18 protein-coding genes and 1 riboswitch are annotated in these 20817 nt (G+C 72.3%); of the genes, 14 read left to right on the plus strand and 4 right to left on the minus strand.

What is annotated here, in order from left to right; translation table 11 throughout:
* The first annotated feature begins 65 nt into the window (after positions 1-65).
* The 12 genes from D9C15_RS20350 to D9C15_RS20405 all read left to right on the plus strand — a co-directional run bounded on the left by D9C15_RS20350 (position 66) and on the right by D9C15_RS20405 (position 13766).
* Positions 66-815 (plus strand): ABC transporter ATP-binding protein, encoded by a 750-nt coding sequence (locus tag D9C15_RS20350; protein WP_240668487.1) that lies wholly within the window; start codon positions 66-68, stop codon positions 813-815.
* Entirely contained in the window at positions 815-1510 is a 696-nt protein-coding gene (locus tag D9C15_RS20355; RefSeq protein WP_128000293.1) for an ABC transporter ATP-binding protein, read from the plus strand. Before D9C15_RS20350 ends, D9C15_RS20355 begins: the two co-directional genes overlap by 1 nt.
* Positions 1511-1600: 90 nt before the next feature.
* Positions 1601-3694: a 3-hydroxyacyl-CoA dehydrogenase NAD-binding domain-containing protein gene (locus D9C15_RS20360; protein WP_128000294.1), complete on the plus strand. Its 2094-nt coding sequence runs from the start codon at positions 1601-1603 to the stop codon at positions 3692-3694.
* Positions 3695-3711: 17 nt separating this feature from the next.
* A complete protein-coding gene (locus tag D9C15_RS20365; protein WP_128000295.1) occupies positions 3712-4887 on the plus strand; it encodes an acetyl-CoA C-acyltransferase in 1176 nt (391 codons plus the stop codon).
* A complete protein-coding gene (locus tag D9C15_RS20370; protein WP_128000296.1) occupies positions 4884-6746 on the plus strand; it encodes an acyl-CoA dehydrogenase in 1863 nt (620 codons plus the stop codon). Before D9C15_RS20365 ends, D9C15_RS20370 begins: the two co-directional genes overlap by 4 nt.
* Positions 6747-6748: 2 nt before the next feature.
* Positions 6749-6943 carry a hypothetical protein gene (locus tag D9C15_RS20375; RefSeq protein WP_128000297.1) on the plus strand — a complete coding sequence of 65 codons (195 nt, stop codon included), beginning with the start codon at positions 6749-6751 and terminating at the stop codon, positions 6941-6943.
* Complete coding sequence (locus tag D9C15_RS20380) at positions 6940-8922, plus strand: M3 family metallopeptidase (protein WP_128000298.1); 1983 nt, start codon at positions 6940-6942, stop codon at positions 8920-8922. The genes D9C15_RS20375 and D9C15_RS20380 overlap by 4 nt, the downstream gene beginning before the upstream one ends.
* Positions 8923-8936: 14 nt before the next feature.
* Complete coding sequence (locus D9C15_RS20385) at positions 8937-9728, plus strand: SDR family oxidoreductase (RefSeq protein WP_128000299.1); 792 nt, start codon at positions 8937-8939, stop codon at positions 9726-9728.
* A gap of 10 nt (positions 9729-9738) precedes the next feature.
* A complete protein-coding gene (locus D9C15_RS20390; protein WP_128000300.1) occupies positions 9739-10176 on the plus strand; it encodes a PaaI family thioesterase in 438 nt (145 codons plus the stop codon).
* Between the two features lie 10 nt (positions 10177-10186).
* Positions 10187-11203 carry an NADP-dependent oxidoreductase gene (locus tag D9C15_RS20395; RefSeq protein WP_128000301.1) on the plus strand — a complete coding sequence of 339 codons (1017 nt, stop codon included), beginning with the start codon at positions 10187-10189 and terminating at the stop codon, positions 11201-11203.
* Positions 11200-12861 (plus strand): isovaleryl-CoA dehydrogenase, encoded by a 1662-nt coding sequence (locus tag D9C15_RS20400; protein WP_128000302.1) that lies wholly within the window; start codon positions 11200-11202, stop codon positions 12859-12861. Before D9C15_RS20395 ends, D9C15_RS20400 begins: the two co-directional genes overlap by 4 nt.
* Complete coding sequence (locus D9C15_RS20405) at positions 12858-13766, plus strand: SDR family oxidoreductase (RefSeq protein WP_128000303.1); 909 nt, start codon at positions 12858-12860, stop codon at positions 13764-13766. The genes D9C15_RS20400 and D9C15_RS20405 overlap by 4 nt, the downstream gene beginning before the upstream one ends.
* Here D9C15_RS20405 and D9C15_RS20410 read toward each other — a convergent pair.
* Positions 13763-14482, minus strand: a complete 720-nt coding sequence (locus D9C15_RS20410; protein WP_128000304.1) for a DUF1223 domain-containing protein — start codon at positions 14480-14482, stop codon at positions 13763-13765. The genes D9C15_RS20405 and D9C15_RS20410 overlap by 4 nt on opposite strands.
* Positions 14483-14540: 58 nt before the next feature.
* Here D9C15_RS20410 and D9C15_RS20415 point away from each other — a divergent pair, with 58 nt between their 5' ends.
* Positions 14541-15809: a TIGR03862 family flavoprotein gene (locus D9C15_RS20415; protein WP_128000305.1), complete on the plus strand. Its 1269-nt coding sequence runs from the start codon at positions 14541-14543 to the stop codon at positions 15807-15809.
* Positions 15810-15865: 56 nt separating this feature from the next.
* Positions 15866-18187 carry a Tex family protein gene (locus D9C15_RS20420; RefSeq protein WP_128000306.1) on the plus strand — a complete coding sequence of 774 codons (2322 nt, stop codon included), beginning with the start codon at positions 15866-15868 and terminating at the stop codon, positions 18185-18187.
* A 184-nt stretch (positions 18188-18371) separates the two neighbouring features.
* Here D9C15_RS20420 and D9C15_RS20425 read toward each other — a convergent pair whose 3' ends face one another.
* The 3 genes from D9C15_RS20425 to D9C15_RS20435 all read right to left on the minus strand — a co-directional run bounded on the left by D9C15_RS20425 (position 18372) and on the right by D9C15_RS20435 (position 20785).
* Complete coding sequence (locus tag D9C15_RS20425) at positions 18372-19616, minus strand: MFS transporter (protein ID WP_128000307.1); 1245 nt, start codon at positions 19614-19616, stop codon at positions 18372-18374.
* Between the two features lie 38 nt (positions 19617-19654).
* Entirely contained in the window at positions 19655-20227 is a 573-nt protein-coding gene (locus D9C15_RS20430) for a TMEM165/GDT1 family protein (protein ID WP_128000308.1), read from the minus strand.
* Between the two features lie 7 nt (positions 20228-20234).
* Positions 20235-20411, minus strand: a riboswitch (yybP-ykoY riboswitch).
* Positions 20412-20422: 11 nt separating this feature from the next.
* Positions 20423-20785 (minus strand): VOC family protein, encoded by a 363-nt coding sequence (locus tag D9C15_RS20435; RefSeq protein WP_128000309.1) that lies wholly within the window; start codon positions 20783-20785, stop codon positions 20423-20425.
* Positions 20786-20817: the final 32 nt, after the last annotated feature.

The following is a 20817-nucleotide window of genomic DNA, read 5'->3' on the forward strand; positions in this document are numbered from 1 at the left end:
GCTCGCCATCCCCCGAGGGGATCTCGCCCGGCTTGCGGCGGCCCGGCGCCGGGCCCGGCGTCGCCGTGGAACTCAAGGACGTGTACAAGCGCTTCGGCCGCACCGAGATCATCCGCGGCGCGAACCTGGCGGTGAACGCCGGCGAGCGGGTCGCGATCATCGGGCCCAACGGCGCCGGCAAGTCGACCCTGTTCAACCTGATCAGCGGGCGTTTCGGTCCCAGCAGCGGGCAGATCCTGCTCAACGGCGAACGCATCGACGGCCTGGCGCCGTACGAGGTGAACCGGCGCGGCCTGGCGCGCAGCTTCCAGGTCAGCAACCTGTTCGGCCGGCTCTCGGTGTTCGAGAACCTGCGCTGCGCGGTGCTGTGGTCGCTCGGCTACCGCTACGCGTTCTGGCGATTCCTGTCCGGCGCGAAGGACGCCAACGACCGCACCGAGGAGGTCATGAAGATGATCCGCCTCGACAAGCGGCGCGACGTGCCGGCGATGAACCTCACCTACGCCGAGCAGCGCGCCCTGGAGATCGGCGTCACGATCGCCGGCGGCGCGAAGGTGATCCTGCTCGACGAGCCCACCGCCGGCATGAGCCGCAGCGAGACCACGCGCTTCGTGCAGCTGATCCGCGAGGTGACCGAGGGCCGCACGCTGCTGACCGTCGAGCACGACATGGGCGTGGTGTTCGGCCTCGCGGACCGCATCGCCGTGCTGGTGTACGGCGAGGTGATCGCCTTCGACACGCCGGAGAAGGTGCGTGCCGATGCGCGTGTGCAGGAGGCCTACCTGGGCTCGGTGCTGGCCGAAGGGAGCCACTGATGCTGCAGGTGGACAAGCTGCACGCCTACTACGGCAAGAGCCACGTGCTGCACGGCGTGAACCTGAACGTGCAGCCGGGCGAGATCGTCGCGCTGCTCGGGCGCAACGGCTCGGGCCGCTCGACCACCGCGAAGGCGATCATGGGCCTGGTCGATGCCACCGGCGAGGTGCGCCTGCGCGACCGGCCCATCCTTGGCCGCAAGCCCTTCGAGATCGCGCGGCTCGGGCTGGGCTACGTGCCCGAGAACCGCGACGTCTTCCCCAAGCTCACGGTGCACCAGAACCTGATGCTGGGCGAGCAGCGCGGCCGCAGCAAGCCGCGCTGGAGCTACGACGACATGTACCGCCTGTTCCCGCGCCTGAAGGAGCGCCAGCACACGGCCGCGGGCGTGCTCTCGGGCGGCGAGCAGCAGATGCTCACGCTGTGCCGCACGCTGATGGGCGACCCCGACCTGATCATGATCGACGAGCCGACCGAGGGGCTCGCGCCGATGATCGTCGAGCTGGTGGCCGAGTACCTGCAAGCACTCAAGGAGCGCGGCGTCTCGGTGTTGCTGATCGAGCAGAAGCTCACCATCGCGCTGACCATCTCGCAGCGCTGCTACGTGATGGGCCACGGCAGCATCGTGTTCGAGGGCACGCCGGCCGAACTCCGTTCCAACGCCTACATTCGCAAAGAGTGGCTCGAGGTCTGAGCCTGTCGCTGCGGCGACAAGGACGGCCTCCGGCCGCCCTCTAGAATCGACCGAATCGAACGACCGTTCTTTTTTGCAGGACCTTCCGCCATGACCGCCACCTGCCAGACCCGCGGCGCCGTCGCCGTCATCACGCTCGACAACCCGCCGGTCAACGGCCTGGGCTACGACACCCGCGTCGCCTTCGCGCGCCACCTCGAGGCGGCGCTGGCCGACGCGGCGGTCAAGGCCATCGTCGTCACCGGGGCCGGCAAGGCCTTCAGCGGCGGCGCGGACATCCGCGAGTTCGGCTCGCCCAAGGCGGTGGCCGAGCCCAACCTGCTGTCGCTGATCCTGGCGCTGGAGGCGAGCACCAAGCCGGTGGTGGCCGCGGTGCACAGCGTCTGCATGGGCGGCGGGCTGGAGCTGGCGCTGGGCTGCCATTACCGGGTGGCCGCGCCGGGCGCCCAGGTGGCGCTGCCGGAGGTCAAGATCGGCCTGATCCCGGGCGCCGGCGGCACGCAGCGCCTGCCGCGCGTGCTGGGCCTGGAGAACGCGCTGAACATGATCGTCAGCGGCGAGCCGGTGCCGAGCGAACTGCTCTTCAAGGCGCCGGGCCAGCAGCTCTTCGACAGGCTGATCGAGGGCGACCTGCTGGAGGGCGCCTGCAGCTTCGCGCTCGAGTTCGCCGAGCGCCGGCCGCTGCCGCTGGTGCGCCACCTGAAGGTGACGCACCCGAACCCCGAGGCCTACCTGCAGTTCGCGCGCAACACCGTCGGCGCGATGGCGAAGAACTTCCCGGCGCCGCTGAAATGCGTCGACGCGGTGGCGAATGCGCTCACCAAGCCCTTCGACGAGGGCATGCGCCTGGAGCGCGAAACCTTCGTCAACCTGATGATGACGCCCGAGTGCCGCGCACTGCGCCACGCCTTCGTGGCCGAGCGCGCCACCACCAAGATCCCCGACGTGCCGGCCGACACGCCGGTGCGTGCGGTGGGCAAGCTCGCGGTCATCGGCGCCGGCACCATGGGCGGCGGCATCGCGATGAACTTCCTGAACGCCGGCATCCCGGTGACCATCCTCGAGATGAAGCAGGAAGCGCTGGACAAGGGCGTCGCGACGATCCGCAGGAACTACGAGGCCCAGGTCAAGAAGGGCAAGCTGAAGCAGGACAAGCTCGAGCAGCGCATGGCGCTGCTGAGCACGACGCTCAGCTATGCCGACCTGAAGGAGGCCGACATGGTGATCGAGGCGGTGTTCGAGGACCTGGCCGTCAAGGAGCAGGTGTTCCGCACGCTCGACGAGGTGATGAAGTCCGGCGCCATCCTGGCCACCAACACCTCGACGCTGGACGTCGACAAGATCGCCGCGTTCACGAAGCGGCCCCAGGACGTGATCGGCACGCACTTCTTCAGCCCGGCCAACGTGATGAAGCTGCTCGAGGTGGTGCGCGGCGAGAAGACCGCCAGGGACGTGCTGGCCACGGTGATGCAGCTCGGCAAGAAGATCAGGAAGACCTGCGTCGTCTCGGGCGTGTGCGACGGCTTCATCGGCAACCGAATGATCGAGCAGTACTCGCGCCAGGCCGGCTTCCTGCTCGAGGAAGGCTGCACGCCGGCGCAGGTGGACAAGGCGATCGAGCGCTTCGGCTTCGCGATGGGCCCGTTCCGCATGGGCGACCTGGCCGGCAACGACGTCGGCTGGTACATCCGCAAGCGCCGCTACGTCGAGAAGCCGCATCTGCGCTACAGCAAGACAGCCGACCTGCTGTGCGAGATGGGCCGTTTCGGCCAGAAGACCGGTGCCGGCTGGTACGACTACGCACCCGGCAAGCGCGACGCGATCCCCTCGCCGCTGGTGGTGGAGATGATCGAGAAGCACCGCGCCGAACTCGGCATCACGCCGCGCAAGGTGAGCGACGAGGAGATCGTGCAGCGGCTCGTCTACGCGCTCGTCAACGAGGGCGCGCGCATCGTCGAGGAGGGCATCGCGCTGCGCGCCTCCGACATCGACATGGTCTACCTCACCGGCTACGGCTTCCCGCTGTGGCGCGGCGGGCCGATGAAGTACGCCGACGAGGTGGGCCTGTTCAACGTCGTGCAGGCGATGAAGCGCTTCGCGGCCAACCCGAACGACGACGCTGCGTTCTGGCAGCCCGCGCCGCTGCTGGCGAAGCTGGTGGCCGAAGGCCGCACCTTCAACTGATCCGAGGAAGCCGCACCATGACCCGCGCAGTGATCGTCTCCACCGCCCGCACGCCGCTGGCCAAGAGCTGGAAGGGCGCCTTCAACCTGACCCACGGCGCCACGCTCGGCGGCTTCGCCGTCAAGGCGGCCGTCGAGCGCGCCGGCATCGAGCCCGGCGAGGTCGAGGACGTGCTGATGGGCTGTGCCAACCCCGAGGGCGCGACCGGCTGGAACATCGCGCGCCAGGTGGCGCTGCGCGCCGGGCTGCCGATCTCGGTGGCCGGCATCACCATCAACCGCTTCTGCTCCAGCGGGCTGCAGACCATCGCGATGGCGGCGCAGCGCATCATCGCCGGCGAGGGCGAGGTCTACGCCGCCGGCGGCGTGGAGAGCATCTCCTGCGTGCAGAACGAGATGAACCGTCACCTGTTCGCCGACCCCTGGCTGCAGGAGCACAAGCCCGAGATCTACTGGCCGATGCTGCAGACCGCCGAGACCGTGGCCCGGCGCTACGCGATCCCGCGCGAGCGCATGGACGAGTACGGCGCGCGCAGCCAGCAGAAGGCCTGCGCGGCACAGGCGGCCGGCAAGTTCGCCGACGAGATCGTGCCCGTCACGGTGCTGGCCGGCGTGGCCGACCCGGTGATGGGCCTGCGCACCAAGGAGGTCACGGTCGGCGCGGACGAGGGCCTGCGCCCCGGCACCACGGTCGAGGCGGTGGCGGGCATCAAGCCGGCGCTTCCCGGCGGCGTGATCGCGGCCGGCAACGCCAGCCAATTCAGCGACGGCGGCGGCGCCTGCATCGTGGTGGACGAGACGCTGGCCGAGAAGCGCGGCCTGAAGCCGCTCGGCCGCTTCCTCGGCTTCGCGGTGGCCGGCTGCGAGCCCGACGAGATGGGCATCGGCCCGGTGTTCGCGGTGCCCAAGGTGCTGCAGCGCCTGGGCCTGACGGTGGCCGACATCGACCTGTGGGAGCTGAACGAGGCGTTCGCGGTGCAGGTGCTGTACTGCGCCGACCGGCTCGGCATCCCGATGGACCGGCTCAACGTGAACGGCGGCGCCATCGCGGTCGGGCATCCGTACGGCGTGAGCGGCCAGCGCCTCACCGGCCATGCGCTGATCGAGGGCCGGCGGCGCGGCGCCAGGCGGGTGTGCGTGACCATGTGCATCGGGGGCGGCATGGGCGCCGCGGGCGTGTTCGAGGTGCTGTGAGCTTTCGCGCCACGCTCGACTTCCTGCTGCACGAGTGGCTCGCCGTCGAGCGGCTGTGCGAGCGGCCGCGTTTTGCCGAGCATGGCCGAGAGACCTTCGCCGCGGTGCTCGACCTGTGCGAGACGCTCGCGGCCGAGAAGTTCGCGCCCTTCAACCGGCTGGTCGACGCCGAGGAGCCAAGGATCGACGGCGAGCGCGTGATCCTGCCCGCGGCCACGCAGGCGGCGGCACGCGCCTATGCCGAGACCGGCCTGCTGGCCGCCTCGCAGGACCAGTCGGTCGGCGGCATGCAGCTGCCCTGCGTGGTCGAGATGGCGGCCAACGCCTTCTTCTCCAAGGCCGGCATCGGCGTGGGCGGCGCCAACATGCTCACCAGCGGCAACGCCAACCTGCTGATGGCCCATGGCAGCGCGGCGCAGCAGCGCGCCTTCGCCGTGCACGAATACGCCGGGCGCTTCGCCGGCACCATGTGCCTGTCGGAGCCGCAGGCCGGCTCCAGCCTGTCGGACATCAGCACGCGCGCCGTACCCGATGGCGCGGACTTCGAGGCCGAGCCGCTCGGCCCGCGCTACCGGCTGCGCGGCACCAAGATGTGGATCAGCGCCGGCGAACACGAGCTGACCGAGAACATCGTGCACCTGGTGCTGGCCAAGATCCCGGGGCCCGACGGGCGCCTGGTGCCGGGCACACGCGGCATCTCGCTCTTCATCGTGCCGAAATGGCTGGTCGACGCCGAGGGCCGGCTGACCGGCGAGCGCAACGACGTGTCGCTCGCCGGCCTGAACCACAAGCTCGGCTACCGCGGCATCCCGAACACGCTGCTGAACTTCGGCGAAGGGCGCCATCCGGTGCGTGGCGGCCACGGCGGCGGATTGGACGGCGCCGGGGCCGGTGCCGTGGGCTACCTGGTGGGGCGCCCCGGCGAAGGCCTGAAGGGCATGTTCCACATGATGAACGAGGCGCGCATCGCGGTCGGCCTCGGCGCCGCGATGATCGGCATGGCCGGCTACGAGGCCAGCCTCGCCTACGCCAAGCTGCGCACCCAGGGCCGTCCGGTCGGCGCGGCCGGCAAGGACCCGGCGCAGCCGCCGATCCCGATCATCGGCCACGCCGACGTGAAGCGCATGCTGCTGGCGCAGAAGAGCTGGTGCGAGGGCGCGCTGGCGCTCGAGCTGTACTGCGCCCGACTGGTCGACGAGCAGCGCACCGGCACGCCGGAGGACGCGGCGCAGGCCGGCCTGCTGCTGGAGCTGCTGACGCCCATCGCCAAGAGCTGGCCCAGCCAGTGGTGCCTGGAGGCCAACAGCCTGGCGATCCAGGTGCACGGCGGCTACGGCTACACGCGCGACTTCCCGGTCGAGCAGTACTGGCGCGACAACCGGCTGAACATGATCCACGAGGGCACGCACGGCATCCAGGCACTCGACCTGCTGGGCCGCAAGGTGCTGATGGACGGCGGCGCGGCGATGAAGCTGCTGGCCGGGCGCGTCAATGCGACGATCGAACGCGCGATGGCCGAGCCGGCGCTCGCAGCCTTCGGCAACGAACTGGCCGGCGCGCTGCAGCACCTCGGTCGCGCCACCAAGGCCGCCTGGGCCACGGCGCAGCCCGAGGAGGCGCTGGCCAATGCCACGCCCTACCTGCAGGCCTTCGGCCACGTGGTGATCGCCTGGGTCTGGCTGGACGTCGCGCTGTGCGCGCAGGCGCGCTCCGGGCGCATGGACGAGGCGCTGCGCCAGGGCAGCCTGGCGGCCTGCCGCTATTTCTTCCGGCACGATCTGCCGCTGGTGGCGGCCTGGCTGAAGGTCGTCGAAACCCGCGACGACACCTGCCGCACCATGCACGAGGACTGGTTCTGACGATGACGACGGCACGACTCGAAGCCCTGGTCTGGGTGCTGATCTACGGCGGGCTGATCCTGGTGGCCCTCGGCCTGGCGGTGCAGCGCCGCGACGACCTGCTGGGCTGGAGCCTGGTGGGCCTGGGCAGCGTGGTCGCGCTTGCCGGGGCGGTGCTGGTGGTCGTGCGCGCACGCCGGCCGGAGGACAAGCCGTGAGGCGCGCGCTGCGGTCCGCCGTCGCGGCCTTGCTGCTGGCCGTGGGCGGGGCCTCCGCGCGCGCCGCGCCGCCGGTCGACCCGTTCCAGGCCCTGGACAACCCGGCGCGCATCGATGCCGACTGCCGGCGCCTGCAGCGCGACCTGAAGGCCGACGAGCGCGCGCTCGAGCAGGCCCGGGCCGACACGCTGCTGCCGGCGCTGGACGCGCTGCAGCAGCGCGCCGAGGCGCTGGTCGGCCCGCTCGACCTGCTGGCCGCGGTGCACCCGGCCAAGCCGATCCGCGACGCGGCCGAGCGCTGCAGCAGCGCGGTGCAGGGCTTCTTCGCCGCCTTCCTGCAGAACCGCCGCGTGCATGCGCGGCTGCTCGCGCTGGAGCCGGCCGATGCCATCGACGCGCAGGCGCGGCGTGACCGGCTCGACGCCTTCGAGGACGCCGGCATCGCGCTCGCCCCGGCGGCGCGACAGCGGGCGCGCGAGATCAACCGCGAGCTGACGCGCCTGGGCCAGGACTTCGAGCGCCGCGTGCGCGAGGAACGTACCCGGGTGGCCTTCCGCGTCGACGAACTGGCCGGTGTGCCCGAGTCGGTGTGGCGCACCGCCCCGCGCGACGCGCAGGGCCGCGTGCTGCTCGGCCTCGACTACCCGACACTCGATCCGGTGCTGCAGAAGGCCGAGCGCGCCGGCACGCGCGAGCGCCTGTGGCGCGCCGCGAACGCCCGCGGCGGCGCCGAGAACCTGCGCGTGCTGGCGCGCCTGGCCGACCTGCGGCGCGAGTACGCACGCCTGTTCGGCCTGGACAGCTACGCCGATTTCGTGCTGCGCCGGCGCATGGCCGGCAGCGCGGCGGCGGTGGGCAGCTTCCTCGATGCGGTGCGCCAGGTGGCGGCCCCGCGCGAGGCCGACGACCTGGCGTTGCTGCGCGCCGACAAGGCCCGGCTGCTCGGCAGCGAGCCGGCGCAGACGGTGCTGCAGCGCTGGGACGTCGAGTACCACCTCGAGCGCGTGCGGCGCGCGCAGTTCGCGGTCGACCAGGACGCGCTGCGCGTGCATTTCCCGCCCGAGGCCAGCCTGCGCTTCGTGTTCGCGATCGCACAGCGCCTGTTCGGCGTGCGCGCCGAGCCGCTCGGCCCGGCGCCCTGGCACCCGGACGCGCAGGCCTTCCGCATCGTCGAGGTGGCCGACGGCCGGACGCTGGGCACGCTCTACGTCGACCTCTACCCGCGGCCCGACAAGTACGGTCATGCCGCGATGTGGCCGGTGCGCGCCGGCGCGGCCGGCGTGCAGCCGGTGGCCGCGCTGGTGGCCAACCTCGACCGCCACGGCCTGTCGCTGGACGAGCTCGAGACCCTGCTGCACGAGGCCGGCCATGCCTTCCACGCGCTGCTCTCGCAGACCCGATACGCGCAGCACGGCGGCACCAACGTGCTGCTCGACTTCGTCGAGGCGCCGTCGCAGATGCTGGAGGACTGGGTCTACGACCCGGCGGTGCAGGCGCTGTTCGCCCAGGTCTGCGCCGAGTGCACGCCGATCCCGCGCGACACGCTCGAGCGCGCGGCGCGTGCGCGCGATTTCGCCAAGGGCTGGCGCACCATGCGGCAGCTGCTGTTCGCGAGCTACGACCTGGCGCTGTACGGGCCCACCGGCGGCGCCACCCGCGAGACGCCGCTGGCGCTGTGGACCCGGCTCGAATCGGCCACGCCGCTCGGCCATGTGCCGGGCTCGCGCTTCCCGGCGAGCTTCGAGCACATCGCCGGCGGCTATGCGGCCGGCTACTACGCCTACCAGTGGAGCCTGGCCCAGGCCGAGGACCTGCGCAGCGCGTTCGCGGCCGACAAGCTCGACCCCGCGGTCGGCCGGCGCTACCGCGAGGCCGTGCTCGCCCCGGGCGGCGAGCAGCCGCCGGCCGAGCTGATGCGCCGCTTCCTCGGCCGGCCGGCCAGCAACGAGGCATTCTTCCGCTGGCTGCGCCAGCCTTGACGGAGCACCCCGCGATGAGCACCCCCGTGCAGCAACTGTTCGACCTGACCGGCCGCCACGCCCTCGTCACCGGCGGCTCGCGTGGCCTCGGCCTGCAGATCGCCGAGGCGCTGGGCGAGGCCGGCGCGAAGGTGTTCCTGACCGCGCGCAAGGCCGACGAGCTGGAGTCCGCCGTCGCGCACCTGCAGGACAAGGGCATCGATGCACGCTGGGCCGCGGCCGACATGAGCAAGCCCGAGGACATCGAGCATGTGGCCGGCGAGGCGCTGCGGCGCCTGGGCGACATCGACATCCTGGTCAACAACGCCGGCGCCACCTGGGGCGCGCCGGCCGAGGACCATCCGCTCGAGGCCTGGGACAAGGTGATGAACCTGAACGTGCGCAGCCTGTTCCTGATGTGCCAGCAGATCGGCCGGCGCAGCATGATCCCGCGCAGGCGCGGACGCATCCTCAACATCGCCTCGATCGCCGGGCTGTCGGGCTCGATGGACGCGCAGTTCATCGCCTACGGCGCGAGCAAGGGCGCGGTGGTCAACTTCACGCGCACGCTGGCCGGCGAATGGGGCCGCCACGGCATCAACGTCAACGCCATCGCGCCGGGTTTCTTCCCGAGCAGGATGACCCGGGCGACGATCGCCGAGACCGGCGCCGACAAGCTGGCCGCCATGGCCCCGCTCGGGCGCCTGGGCGACGACGACGACCTGAAGGGCGCGGCGCTGCTGTTCGCCAGCGACGCCGGCAAGCACATCACCGGGCAGATCCTGGCGGTGGATGGCGGCGTCTCGGCCGTGCACGGCGGCGGATGACGGGCCGGCCATGAAGTTCCTCTCGCACATCCCCTTCGTCGAGCTGCTCGGCTTCGAGCTGCTGGTGTGCGAAGCCGGCCAGGCCGAGATCGCGCTGACGCTGCGCGAGGAGCTCACCAACTCCTGGAGCGTCGCGCATGGCGGCGTGACGATGACCCTGCTGGACGTGGCGATGGCGCATGCCGCGCGCAGCCCGAACCAGCCGAAGCACCCGGAATCGCACGGTGTGGTGACGGTGGAGATGAAGACCAGCTTCATGCGCGCCGGTCTCGGCCGGCTGCACGCCCGGGCGCGCGTGCTGCAGCGCACCGTGTCGCTCGCCTTCTGCGAGGGCTCGGTGGTCGACGAGCAGGGCGCGCTGGTGGCGCATGCCACCGGCACCTTCAAGTACCTGCGCGGCCTGCCGGCGGGCGGGCGGCGCATCCAGCGGCTCAACGCGTCCGACTGAGGAACACGACATGACGATGAACAAGCAGTGGCTGCTGGCCTCGCGCCCGACGGGCGAGGCGAGCGTGGACAACTTCCGCCTCGTCGAGACGCCGGTGCCGGCGCTGCAGGACGGCCAGGTGCTGGTGCGACACCACTACCTCTCGCTCGACCCCTACATGCGCGGCCGCATGGACGCGAGCAGGAGCTATGCGCAGCCGCAGCCGCTGGATGCCGTGATGATCGGCGGCACGGTCGGCGAGGTGCTCGAGTCGCGCCACCCGAAGTTCGCCGCCGGCGACCAGGTGGTCGGCATGGGCGGCTGGCAGCAGTACGGCGTGGTCGACGCGAACCAGCCCGGCGCGCTGCGCAAGGTCGACACCACCCACGTGCCGCTGCCGGCCTACCTCGGCGCGGTCGGCATGCCGGGGGTCACCGCCTGGTACGGGCTGACGCAGATCTGCCAGCCCAAGGCCGGCCAGACCATCGCGGTGAGTGCCGCCAGCGGCGCGGTGGGCGGCGTGGTGGGCCAGCTCGCCAAGGTGCGCGGCTGCCGCGCGGTGGGCATCGCCGGCGGGCCGGACAAGTGCCGCTACGTGGTCGAGGAACTGGGCTTCGACGCCTGCGTCGACTACAAGGCGCACGGCGACCTGAAGTCGCTCTCGGCCGCACTGAAGGAGGCCGCGCCCGATGGCATCGACGGCTACTTCGAGAACGTCGGCGGCCTGGTGATGGACGCGGTGATGCTGCGCCTGAACGACTTCGGCCGCATCGCGGTGTGCGGCATGATCAGCAGCTACGACGGGACGCCGGTGCCGATGAGCTACCCGGCGCTGATGGTCAAGTCGCGCCTGCTGCTGCAGGGCTTCATCGTCTCCGAGCACATGGAGCTGTGGCCGCAGGCGCTGCAGGAGCTCGGCGCGCTGGTGGCCGCCGGCCGGCTGAAGTACCGCGAGAGCATCGCGCAGGGCATCGAGGCCGCTCCCGAGGCGTTTCTCGGCCTGCTCAAGGGGCGCAACTTCGGCAAGCAGCTGGTGAAGCTGGTGTGAACATGACCCACGAGGTCACGAACCAGCCGCGGCCGCTGGTCGACCATGACCTCTACGCCGGCAACCGGCCGCTGCGCGACGCGCTGGCGTTTCACCTGCCCGGCGCCGACGAGGCGCCGCGCCATGCACTCGGGCAGCTGTTGGGCAGCGCTGCGATGCAGGGGCATGCGCGCCTGGCCAACGTGCACCCGCCGCGCCTGCGCACGCACGACCGCTTCGGCCACCGCATCGACGAGGTCGAGTTCCACCCGAGCTACCACGCGCTGATGGCCGCGGCGGTGGGCGCCGGGCTGCACGGCACGCCCTGGGCGCGCGGACCGGGCGCGCATGTCGAGCGCGCCGCGGCCTTCATGCTGTTCACCGAGCTGGAGCCGTCGATCCTGTGCCCGGTGTCGATGAGCTACGCCGTCACGCCGGCGCTGCGCGCCAACGCCGCGCTGGCGGCCGACTGGTTCCCCAAGCTCGCCAGCACCGCCTACGACCCGCGGCTCGTGTCCTTCGCCGACAAGCCCGGCGTCACGATGGGCATGGGAATGACCGAGAAGCAGGGCGGCTCGGACGTGCGCGCCAACACCACCCGCGCCGAGTTCGCCGAGGCCACGCCCTGGGGCGACTGCTACCGGCTCACCGGCCACAAGTGGTTCTTCTCCGCGCCGATGTGCGACGCCTTCCTGGTGCTGGCGCAGGCCGCCGGCGGGCTGAGTTGCTTCTTCCTGCCGCGTGTGCTGCCCGACGGCAGCCGCAACGCGCTGCAGATCCAGCGCCTGAAGGACAAGCTTGGCAACCACGCCAACGCCAGCTCGGAGGTGGAGTTCCACGGCGCGCTGGCCTGGCGCGTCGGCGACGAAGGCCGCGGTGTGGCACAGATCCTCGAGATGGGCACGCTGACGCGGCTCGACTGCGCGCTCGGCACGGCCGGGCTGATGCGCCAGGCGCTCTCCCTCGCGCTGAACCACTGCGCGCAGCGCCACGCCTTCGGCAAGCTGCTGCTGGCGCAGCCGCTGATGAAGAACGTGCTGGCCGACCTGGCGATCGAGTCCGAGGCGGCCACCGCGCTGGCGCTGCGCCTAGCGCGGGCGGTCGACCGCCAGGACGATCCGCACGAGGCCGCGCTGCGCCGCGTGCTCACGCCGGTGGCCAAGTTCTGGATCTGCAAGCGCGGCGCCGCCTTCGCCCAGGAGGCGATGGAATGCCTGGGCGGCAACGGCTACGTCGAGGAGCACGGCGAGGGCACGATGGCGCGCATCTACCGCGAGATGCCGCTCAACTCCATCTGGGAAGGCGCCGGCAACATCATGGCGCTGGACCTGCTGCGTGCACTGCGCGGCGGCGGCCGCGCGGGCACGGTGGTCGACGCGCTGCGTGCCGAGCTCGACACCGCACGGGGCGCCCACCCGGCCTGCGACAGCTTCGTCGACGCCCTGCCGCAGCGCATCGACGAGCTGGCCGACGAGCCCTCGGCGCGCCGGCTGGCACAGCACCTCGCGCTCGCGCTGCAGGCCGTGCTGCTGCACGCCCATGCGACGCCGGCCGTGTTCGAGGCCTTCTGCCGCGCCCGCCTGGGCGGCGCCGAGGGACTGGTGTTCGGCACGCTGCCGGCCGGCATCGACTTCGACCATCTCATCGACCGGGCGCTGCCCGTGCAAGGACAGGCATGACGGACTTCAAGGGCCGCACCGCGGTGATCACCGGCGCGGCGTCGGGTTTCGGGCTGGAGGCGGCGCGGCGCGCGGCGCGCGAGGGCATGAAGGTGGTGCTGGCCGACGTGCAGCCCGAGCCGCTGGAGCGTGCGGTCGAGGACCTGCGGCGCCTGGGTGCCGAGGCCATCGGCGTGCGGCTGGATGTCTCCAAGGCGGCCGAGGTGGAGGCGCTGGCCGACACGACACGCGCCACCTTCGGCGTGCCGCACCTGGTGTTCAACAACGCCGGCGTGGCCGCCGGCGGGCTGGTGTGGGAACACAGCGTGCAGGACTGGGAGTGGGTGCTGGGCGTCAACCTGATGGGCGTGGTGCACGGCGTGCGCGTGTTCACGCCGATGATGCTGGAGGCCGCGCAGGCCGACCCGCTCTACCGCGGCCACATCGTCAACACCGCCTCGATGGCCGGGCTGCTGACCCCGCCCAACATGGGCGTCTACAGCGTCAGCAAGCATGCCGTGGTGGCGCTGACCGAGACGCTCCACCAGGACCTGGCGCTGGTCACCGACCGCGTGCATGCCGCCGTGCTGTGCCCGTACTTCGTGCCCACCGGCATCCACCGCAGCGAGCGCAACCGGCCCGACGCGCTGCGCGCCGGCGCGGCGCCCACGCGCAGCCAGCTCGTCGCCCAGGCGATGAGCGACAAGGCCGTCACCAGCGGCAAGGTGACGGCCGAGCAGGTGGCGGGCCTGGTGTTCGACGCGCTGCGCGCGAACCGCTTCTACATCTACAGCCACCCGCAGGCGCTGGGCATGGTGCAGACCCGGCTCGAGGACGTGCTGCAGGGCCGCAACCCGACCGACCCGTTCGCGCAGAAGCCCGAGCTGGGCGAGCAGCTGCGTGCGGCGCTGCGCGCGGCGACCTAACAGCCGATCCGCAGCGCCTGCAGCGGCCGCCCGGTTGCCGCGTCGGTGACCACCAGGCTGACCGCGCGCGGATGGCCCGCCTGTGCCGGCATCGCGGGCGCGAACTGCAGCGAGGTGGCGCCGCGCCAGGCCGGTACCGGGTGCAGCTCGCGCACCACCGCGTCGTGGCGCAGCGTCTCGCCGCGGTTCTCGCCGGCGGCGACGGCGCTGCGGTGGCCGTCCTCGGTGACCGCCCACCAGGCTGCCAGCCGCACCGGCGCGCCCGGGCGAGGCATGACGCTGGCGTCGTAGCCGCCGCCCCGTGCCGCGAGCGTGATGTCCACCAGAGGCCGGCCCGCGATCTCGGTCGGTGCCGGGCGCGCGTGCCAGTCGCGGCTGTCGATGCCCTGCACCACCACCTGCGGCGTGTAGTTGTACGGCGCGCCATTGACCGCGCGCTGCTCGGCCTGGCGGCGCGTGAACTCGGGCGTTGCGAAGCGGTCGCGCCAGCCCAGCGAATCCCAGTAGTTGACGTGGAAGGCGAGTGCCACCACGCCGGGCTCGCGCGCCAGGCGCGACAGCCAGCGGTCCGCCGGCGGGCAGGAGCTGCAGCCTTCGGACGTGTAGAGCTCCACCACCGGCGCGATGCGCTCGCCGCTGCGAGCCTGGCAGGCGGGCGTGTCGGCGAGGGCGAGCGGGCAGGCGGCAAGCAGCAGCAGGGGCAGGGTGGTCTTCATGGGCCCTTGGTCGTGCGGCGCGGCCGGACCTGACGCCACCGGTGTCACACTGCGCGCGATGACTCACGACGAGATGCTGCCCGGTGCGATGGTGGTGGGCGCCGGGCCCGCCGGGCTGATGGCGGCCGAGGTGATGGCGCAGGCCGGCCTGCCGGTGGACGTGTTCGACGCGATGCCCTCGGCCGGCCGCAAGTTCCTGATCGCCGGCAAGGGCGGGCTGAACCTGACGCACGGCGAGCCGCTCGAGCCCTTCCTGTCCCGTTACGGGCGGCGCCGCACTGCCGTCGAACCCTGGCTGCGCGCCTTCGGCCCCGAGGCCCTGCGCGACTGGGCGCGCGGGCTCGGCGTGGAGACCTTCGTCGGCAGCTCGGGGCGGGTCTTCCCGGTCGACCTGAAGGCCGCGCCGCTGCTGCGCGCCTGGCTGCACCGCCTGCGCGCCCAGGGTGTGCGCTTCCACATGCGCCACCGCTGGGCCGGCTGGGCCGAGGCGCCGGCCGGCGCGCACGCGCTGCGCTTTTCCACGCCGGTCGGCGAGCGTGCGTTCGGCGCGCGTGTGGTGGTGCTCGCGCTCGGCGGGGCGAGCTGGCCGCAACTCGGCTCGGACGGCGCCTGGGTGGCACACCTGGCCGAGCGCGGCGTGGCCGTGGCGCCGCTGCAGCCCGCCAACTGCGGCTTCGACGTCGCCGCCTGGAGCGAGCACCTGAAGACCCGCTTCGCCGGTGCGCCGCTGAAGAACATCGCGCTGCGCTGCAGTGCGCCGGACGGCCGGCCCTTCGCGCAGCGCGGCGAGGCGGTGCTGACCGCCACCGGGCTCGAGGGCCAGCTGGTCTATGCCGCCTCCGCGCTGCTGCGCGACACGATCGCCGCGCAGGGGCAGGCCGTGGCCACGCTCGACCTGCTGGCCGACCACAGCGCCGACTGGGTGGCTGCCGAGGTGGCACGGCCGCGCGGCTCGCGATCACTCTCGACCCACTTGAAGACCCGCCTGAAGCTCGACGGTGCCAAGGCCGCGCTGCTGCACGAGCTGCTGCCGCGCGAAGCTTTCGCCGACCCGGCCGCGCTGGCCGCGGCGATCAAGGCACTGCCGGTCACGCTGGTGGCAGCGCGGCCGGTGGCCGAGGCGATCAGCACCGCCGGCGGCGTGGTCTTCGACGCGCTGGACGAGCGGCTGATGCTGCGCGCGCTGCCCGGCATCTTCTGCGCCGGCGAGATGCTCGACTGGGAAGCGCCCACCGGCGGCTACCTGCTGACGGCGTGTTTCGCCGGCGCGAAGGTGGCCGGCGCGGGCGCGCTGGCGTACCACAACGCCTCGTCACGAAGCGCCTGACCCCCTGTGGCACACTGCGCCGCTTCGTGATCCGGCCCCCTGCGGGCCCTGCCGAGTTGGACAAGATTCTTCTGCAGATCGCCGCCGAGCTGAAGGTTCGCCCGGCACAGGTGAACGCAGCCGTCGAGCTGCTGGACGGCGGCGCCACGGTGCCCTTCATCGCCCGCTACCGCAAGGAGGCCACCGACGGCCTGGACGACATCCAGCTGCGCGAGCTCGAGGCGCGCCTGGCCTACCTGCGCGAGCTCGAGGAGCGGCGCGCCGCGGTGCTCAGGAGCATCGAGGAACAGGGCAAGCTGACACCCGAGCTGCGCGCCGCGATCGAGGCCGCGCCCACCAAGCAGGAACTCGAGGACCTGTACCTGCCGTACAAGCCCAAGCGTCGCACCAAGGGCATGATCGCCCGCGAGGCGGGCCTCGAGCCGCTGGCCGACAAGCTGTTCGCCGACCCCACGCTCGAGCCGCTCGCGCAAGCCGCGGCGTTCGTCAATGCCGATGCCGGCTTCGCGGATGCCGCTGCGGTGCTCGACGGCGTGCGCGACCTGCTCTCCGAACGCTGGGCCGAGGACGCCGTGCTGGTGGGCAAGCTGCGCGAGTGGTTGTGGGAGGAAGGGCTGCTGAAGAGCAAGCTGCTCGAGGGCAAGGACCCGAACCACGCCGACATCGCGAAGTTCCGCGACTACTTCGACTACGACGAGCCGATCCGGAACGTGCCCTCGCACCGCGCGCTGGCCGTGTTCCGCGGCCGCACGCTCGAGTTCCTCGATGCCAAGCTGGTGGTGAACGAGGAGGTGGTGCCTGGGCAGCCGACGCTCGCGGAAGGCCGCATCGCCGCGCACCTGGGCTGGCGCCATGCCAGGCGCCCCGCCGACGAGCTGATCCGCAAGACCATCGCCTGGACCTGGAAGGTCAAGCTCGGCCTGAGCCTGGAGCGCGACCTGTTCGCGCGCCTGCGCGAGAACGCCGAGCAGGTGGCCATCAAGGTGTTCGCCGAGAACCTGCGCGACCTGCTGCTGGCCGCGCCCGCCGGCCCGCGCGTGGTGCTGGGCCTGGACCCCGGCATCCGCACCGGCTGCAAGGTGGCCGTGGTCGATGCCACCGGCAAGGTGCTGGCCACCACCACCGTCTACCCGCACGAACCGCGCAACGACTGGGAAGGCGCGCTGCACACGCTCGGCAAGCTGGTCGCCGTGCATGGCGTGAACCTGATCGCGATCGGCAACGGCACCGCCAGCCGCGAGACCGACAGGCTCGCCGCCGACCTGATCAAGCGCGTGCAGCAGCTCGCGCCGGACGTGAAGCTCGAGAAGGTGGTGGTCAGCGAGGCGGGGGCCTCGGTCTACTCCGCGAGCGAGTTCGCGAGCAAGGAGCTGCCGGAACTCGACGTGAGCCTGCGCGGCGCGGTGTCGATCGCGCGGCGCCTGCAGGACCCGCTGGCCGAGCTGGTGAAGATCGAGCCCAAGAGCATCGGCGTGGGCCAGTACCAGCACGACGTGAACCAGAGCGAGCTCGCGAAGAGCCTCGATGCGGTGGTGGAAGACTGCGTCAACTCGGTGGGCGTGGACCTGAACACCGCCTCGGCGCCGCTGCTGGCGCGGGTCTCGGGTCTGTCCAACGCGGTGGCCGCGAGCATCGTGCGCTGGCGCGATGCGAACGGTGCCTTCCGCAACCGCCAGCAGCTGCTGGACGTGAGCGGGCTCGGCGCCAAGACCTTCGAGCAGTGCGCCGGCTTTCTGCGCGTGCGCGGCGGCGACAACCCGCTCGACCAGAGCGGCGTGCACCCCGAGACCTACCCGGTTGTCGAGCGCGTGCTGGCCAGCGTGGGCCGCCCGATCGGCGAGGTGATGGGCAAGAGCGACGTGATCCGCGCCCTCAAGCCGCAGGCCTTTGCCGACGAGCGCTTCGGCGCGATCACGGTCAAGGACATCCTGGCCGAGCTCGAGAAGCCGGGCCGCGACCCGCGCCCGGACTTCAAGGTGGCGCGCTTCAACGAGGGCGTGGAGGACATCAAGGACCTGCAGCCCGGCATGACGCTCGAAGGCACGGTCAGCAACGTGGCGCAGTTCGGCGCCTTCGTCGACCTCGGCGTGCACCAGGACGGCCTGGTGCACGTGAGCCAGCTGAGCCACAAGTTCGTCAACGACGCACGCGAGGTGGTCAAGACGGGCGACATCGTCAAGGTCAAGGTGCTCGAGGTCGACCTCGCCCGCAAGCGCATCTCGCTGACGATGAAGCTGGATGCCAGGCCCGCGGCCAAGGGCGAGCGCGGCGACAACCGCTACCAGCCGGCGGGGCGCGGCGAGCGCGCCGGGCCGCGCGGCGCGGCGGCGCCGCAGGGCGCGATGGCGGCGGCGTTCGCGAAGCTGCAGCGGCGCTGAAAGGAAGCCCCCAAGCTCGCTGTCGCTCGCTACCCCCCGAGGGGGCCGCCCGCCGGCGGACCGGCAGAGCCGGATCGGCGGCGGGAAGCTTGGCGTGGCCGTGGCGCTTTCGGTGTCGCGGGTGGCAATGGCCGCCTTGGGGTCTGTTCACACGAGGGCGGCCCCAGCGCCCCCTGAACAGGCCCTAGGAAAACGGAGATGCGCCGCGCGCGGTGCTGGCTTTCACGCCTGCCCGGGCGCGCGCCTGCAGCAGCATCCCGGCCGCGGCGAGCCACAGCAGCGCGGGGGCGAGATCCGCCCACGTGCCGCCAGCCGAGCGCAGCGCCGTCGCCGTGCCGCTGGCCACCAGCGCCAGCCGGCACAGCGCGGCGCCGGCGAGGCTGGACGACAGCGCGCCGCTGAAGCGTCCTTCGCGTCCCACGTGGCCGAGCGCCAGCGCGGCCATGAAGCCGCCAGCGAGCATCCCCGCCCAGGCCATGCCGGCCACTGCCTGGGCGGCGGCCAGCAGGGCCAGCGAAGGCGCCGCGGCACCGGCCACGGCGGCCAGGGCGGCCATCAGCGCGGCCGCGGCCACGAGCCGCAGCTCACCCAGGCGCGGCGCGAGTTTCATGGCCGGCCACAAGGCCAGGTTGAAGCCGGCCCAGAACACCGGCAGCCACCACGCCAGGGCCTCCGCCGGCACGAAGCGGCGGTACTGCGCCGCGGCATTGAGGCTGGTGTGCAGCTGGAACGACAGCGCGGCCAGCAGCGCGGCCGCCAGCAGCAGGGTCCCGGGCGTGCCGCCCGGTGGCGCGGCGGATGCCGGGCTCGAAGCGGCCGTGGCCGTACCCGCGCGCCGGCGCACCTGGCGCTCGGCAGCGGCCAGTGCCAGTGCCGCGGCACACACGCCGAGGCTGGCCACGATGAAGGGCAGCCGTGCATCGCGGCCCTTGAGCTCGAGCGAGAGCCAGGGTGCCAGCGCCGCCGCGAGCCCCAGCCCGAGCATCGCCAGCGCCACCAGGGCCGGCTGGGCCGGTCGCCGCGCGTGCCGGCCGATCAGGTTCATCGGCGGGGCGCGCAGCACCGACGAGCTCAGCGTCCACACCAGGGTGACGGCGACGAACAGCGCCGGCGAGCCCGCGGGGGCGAGCACCGGCAGCAGCACGAAGGCGCCGGCCGACACCAGCGTGAACCCGACCAGCCACGGGCCGAGCCGGGCCTGCAGCGCGAGCATGCGGTCGGACGCCACGCCGCACGCATAGTCGGCCAGCACGAACACCAGCTGGTCGAGCATCAGCAGCAGCAGCACGGCCGAGGGCGCCAGGCCGGCCTGTGCAGCCAGGGTCGGCAGGAAGACCACGTAGACCGTCCAGCTCAGCGCCAGGGTCCACTGGGCGGCCGCCACGGTCAGGCCGAGCGGCAGGGGAGGCGGGGAGGCAGCGTCCGTCATGGCCGCGCGCAGCATAGGCCATGGCGTTGCTGCCCGGATCAGAACAGCCGGCCGACGTTCAGCAGCGTCAGCACGCCCAGCACCGCGAAGATCGCCGCGGCGATCCCGTGCACGAGCTTCATGGACACCTTGCGCGCGATCTTCTCGCCCAGGAACACGGCCGGCACGTTGGCCAGCATCATGCCGAAGGTGGTGCCCAGCACCACCGGCACGATGTCGGTGTAGCGCGCGGCCAGCGCCACGGTGGCGATCTGCGTCTTGTCGCCCATCTCGGCGAGGAAGAAGGCCACCGTGGTGGTGGCGAACACGCCGTGGCGGTGCCGGCGAGCGGCGTCGTCCGCGTCGATCTCGTCGGGGATCAGCATCCAGCCGGCCATGCCGAGGAAGGACAGGCCGATCACCCAGCGCAGCAGGTCGGGCCCGAGCAGCTGGGCCACCCAGCCGCCGACCGCGCCGGCGGCCGCATGGTTGACGATGGTCGCGACGAAGATGCCGAGGATGATGGGCAGCGGGCGGCGGAACGCCGCGGCCAGCACGATGGCGAGCAGCTGGGTCTTGTCGCCCATCTCACCGAGCGCAACGACGCCGGTGGACACGAAGAAGGCTTCCACGAAAGAGAGTCTCCAGGGCCGGCGGGATTCCGATGACCACACGGCCCCCCCGGCTCGTGCGGAGGCAGTGCGGTCAAAGGTCTTGCCAGGCTGTGGAGCTGCCCGCGCCATGGCCGGAAGGGCCAAGTGTGTTGACGCGGGCCCCTGCCGGGCGGCAGGGCGGCTACTCCCCGATGACGAACGGCGCGCAGTGTATCAGCCGGTGCAGACGGCCTCGATGTTGTGCCCGTCCGGATCGAGCACGAAGGCGGCGTAGTAGCTCGGGCCGTAGTCCGGGCGCAGGCCGGGCCGGCCGTTGTCGCGCCCGCCGTGGGCCAGCGCGGCGGCGTGGAAGGCCTGCACCGCGGCCGGGTTCGACGCGCGCAGCGCGACGTGCGCGCCCGGCCCGCGTGCGCCCGCATGGGCGTGCAGCCACAGCTGCGGCGCGCCCGCCGGGCCGAAGCCGGCGTAGCCCTCGCCGCTGGACTCCAGGCGCAGGCCGAGCGGCTCCAGCGCCGCGCGGTAGAAGGGGGTGCTGGCGGCCAGGTCGCTGACCTTCAGGCCGACGTGATCGAACATGGCTGACTCCTCGTCGAATGGACGAGGCCATG

The sequence above is a fragment of the Piscinibacter defluvii genome, from assembly GCF_004011805.1.
GTDB lineage: Bacteria > Pseudomonadota > Gammaproteobacteria > Burkholderiales > Burkholderiaceae_C > Piscinibacter > Piscinibacter defluvii.

Excerpts from the sequence above, each read along its gene's own strand:
- D9C15_RS20355 (WP_128000293.1), top strand. The coding sequence starts at position 815 with ATGCTGCAGGTGGACAAGCTGCACGCCTACTACGGCAAGAGCCACGTG.
- D9C15_RS20360 (WP_128000294.1), top strand. The coding sequence starts at position 1,601 with ATGACCGCCACCTGCCAGACCCGCGGCGCCGTCGCCGTCATCACGCTC.
- D9C15_RS20365 (WP_128000295.1), top strand. The coding sequence starts at position 3,712 with ATGACCCGCGCAGTGATCGTCTCCACCGCCCGCACGCCGCTGGCCAAG.
- D9C15_RS20375 (WP_128000297.1), top strand. The coding sequence starts at position 6,749 with ATGACGACGGCACGACTCGAAGCCCTGGTCTGGGTGCTGATCTACGGC.
- D9C15_RS20385 (WP_128000299.1), top strand. The coding sequence starts at position 8,937 with ATGAGCACCCCCGTGCAGCAACTGTTCGACCTGACCGGCCGCCACGCC.
- D9C15_RS20390 (WP_128000300.1), top strand. The coding sequence starts at position 9,739 with ATGAAGTTCCTCTCGCACATCCCCTTCGTCGAGCTGCTCGGCTTCGAG.
- D9C15_RS20395 (WP_128000301.1), top strand. The coding sequence starts at position 10,187 with ATGACGATGAACAAGCAGTGGCTGCTGGCCTCGCGCCCGACGGGCGAG.
- D9C15_RS20405 (WP_128000303.1), top strand. The coding sequence starts at position 12,858 with ATGACGGACTTCAAGGGCCGCACCGCGGTGATCACCGGCGCGGCGTCG.
- D9C15_RS20410 (WP_128000304.1), bottom strand. The coding sequence starts at position 14,482 with ATGAAGACCACCCTGCCCCTGCTGCTGCTTGCCGCCTGCCCGCTCGCC.
- D9C15_RS20415 (WP_128000305.1), top strand. The coding sequence starts at position 14,541 with ATGACTCACGACGAGATGCTGCCCGGTGCGATGGTGGTGGGCGCCGGG.
- D9C15_RS20425 (WP_128000307.1), bottom strand. The coding sequence starts at position 19,616 with ATGACGGACGCTGCCTCCCCGCCTCCCCTGCCGCTCGGCCTGACCGTG.
- D9C15_RS20435 (WP_128000309.1), bottom strand. The coding sequence starts at position 20,785 with ATGTTCGATCACGTCGGCCTGAAGGTCAGCGACCTGGCCGCCAGCACC.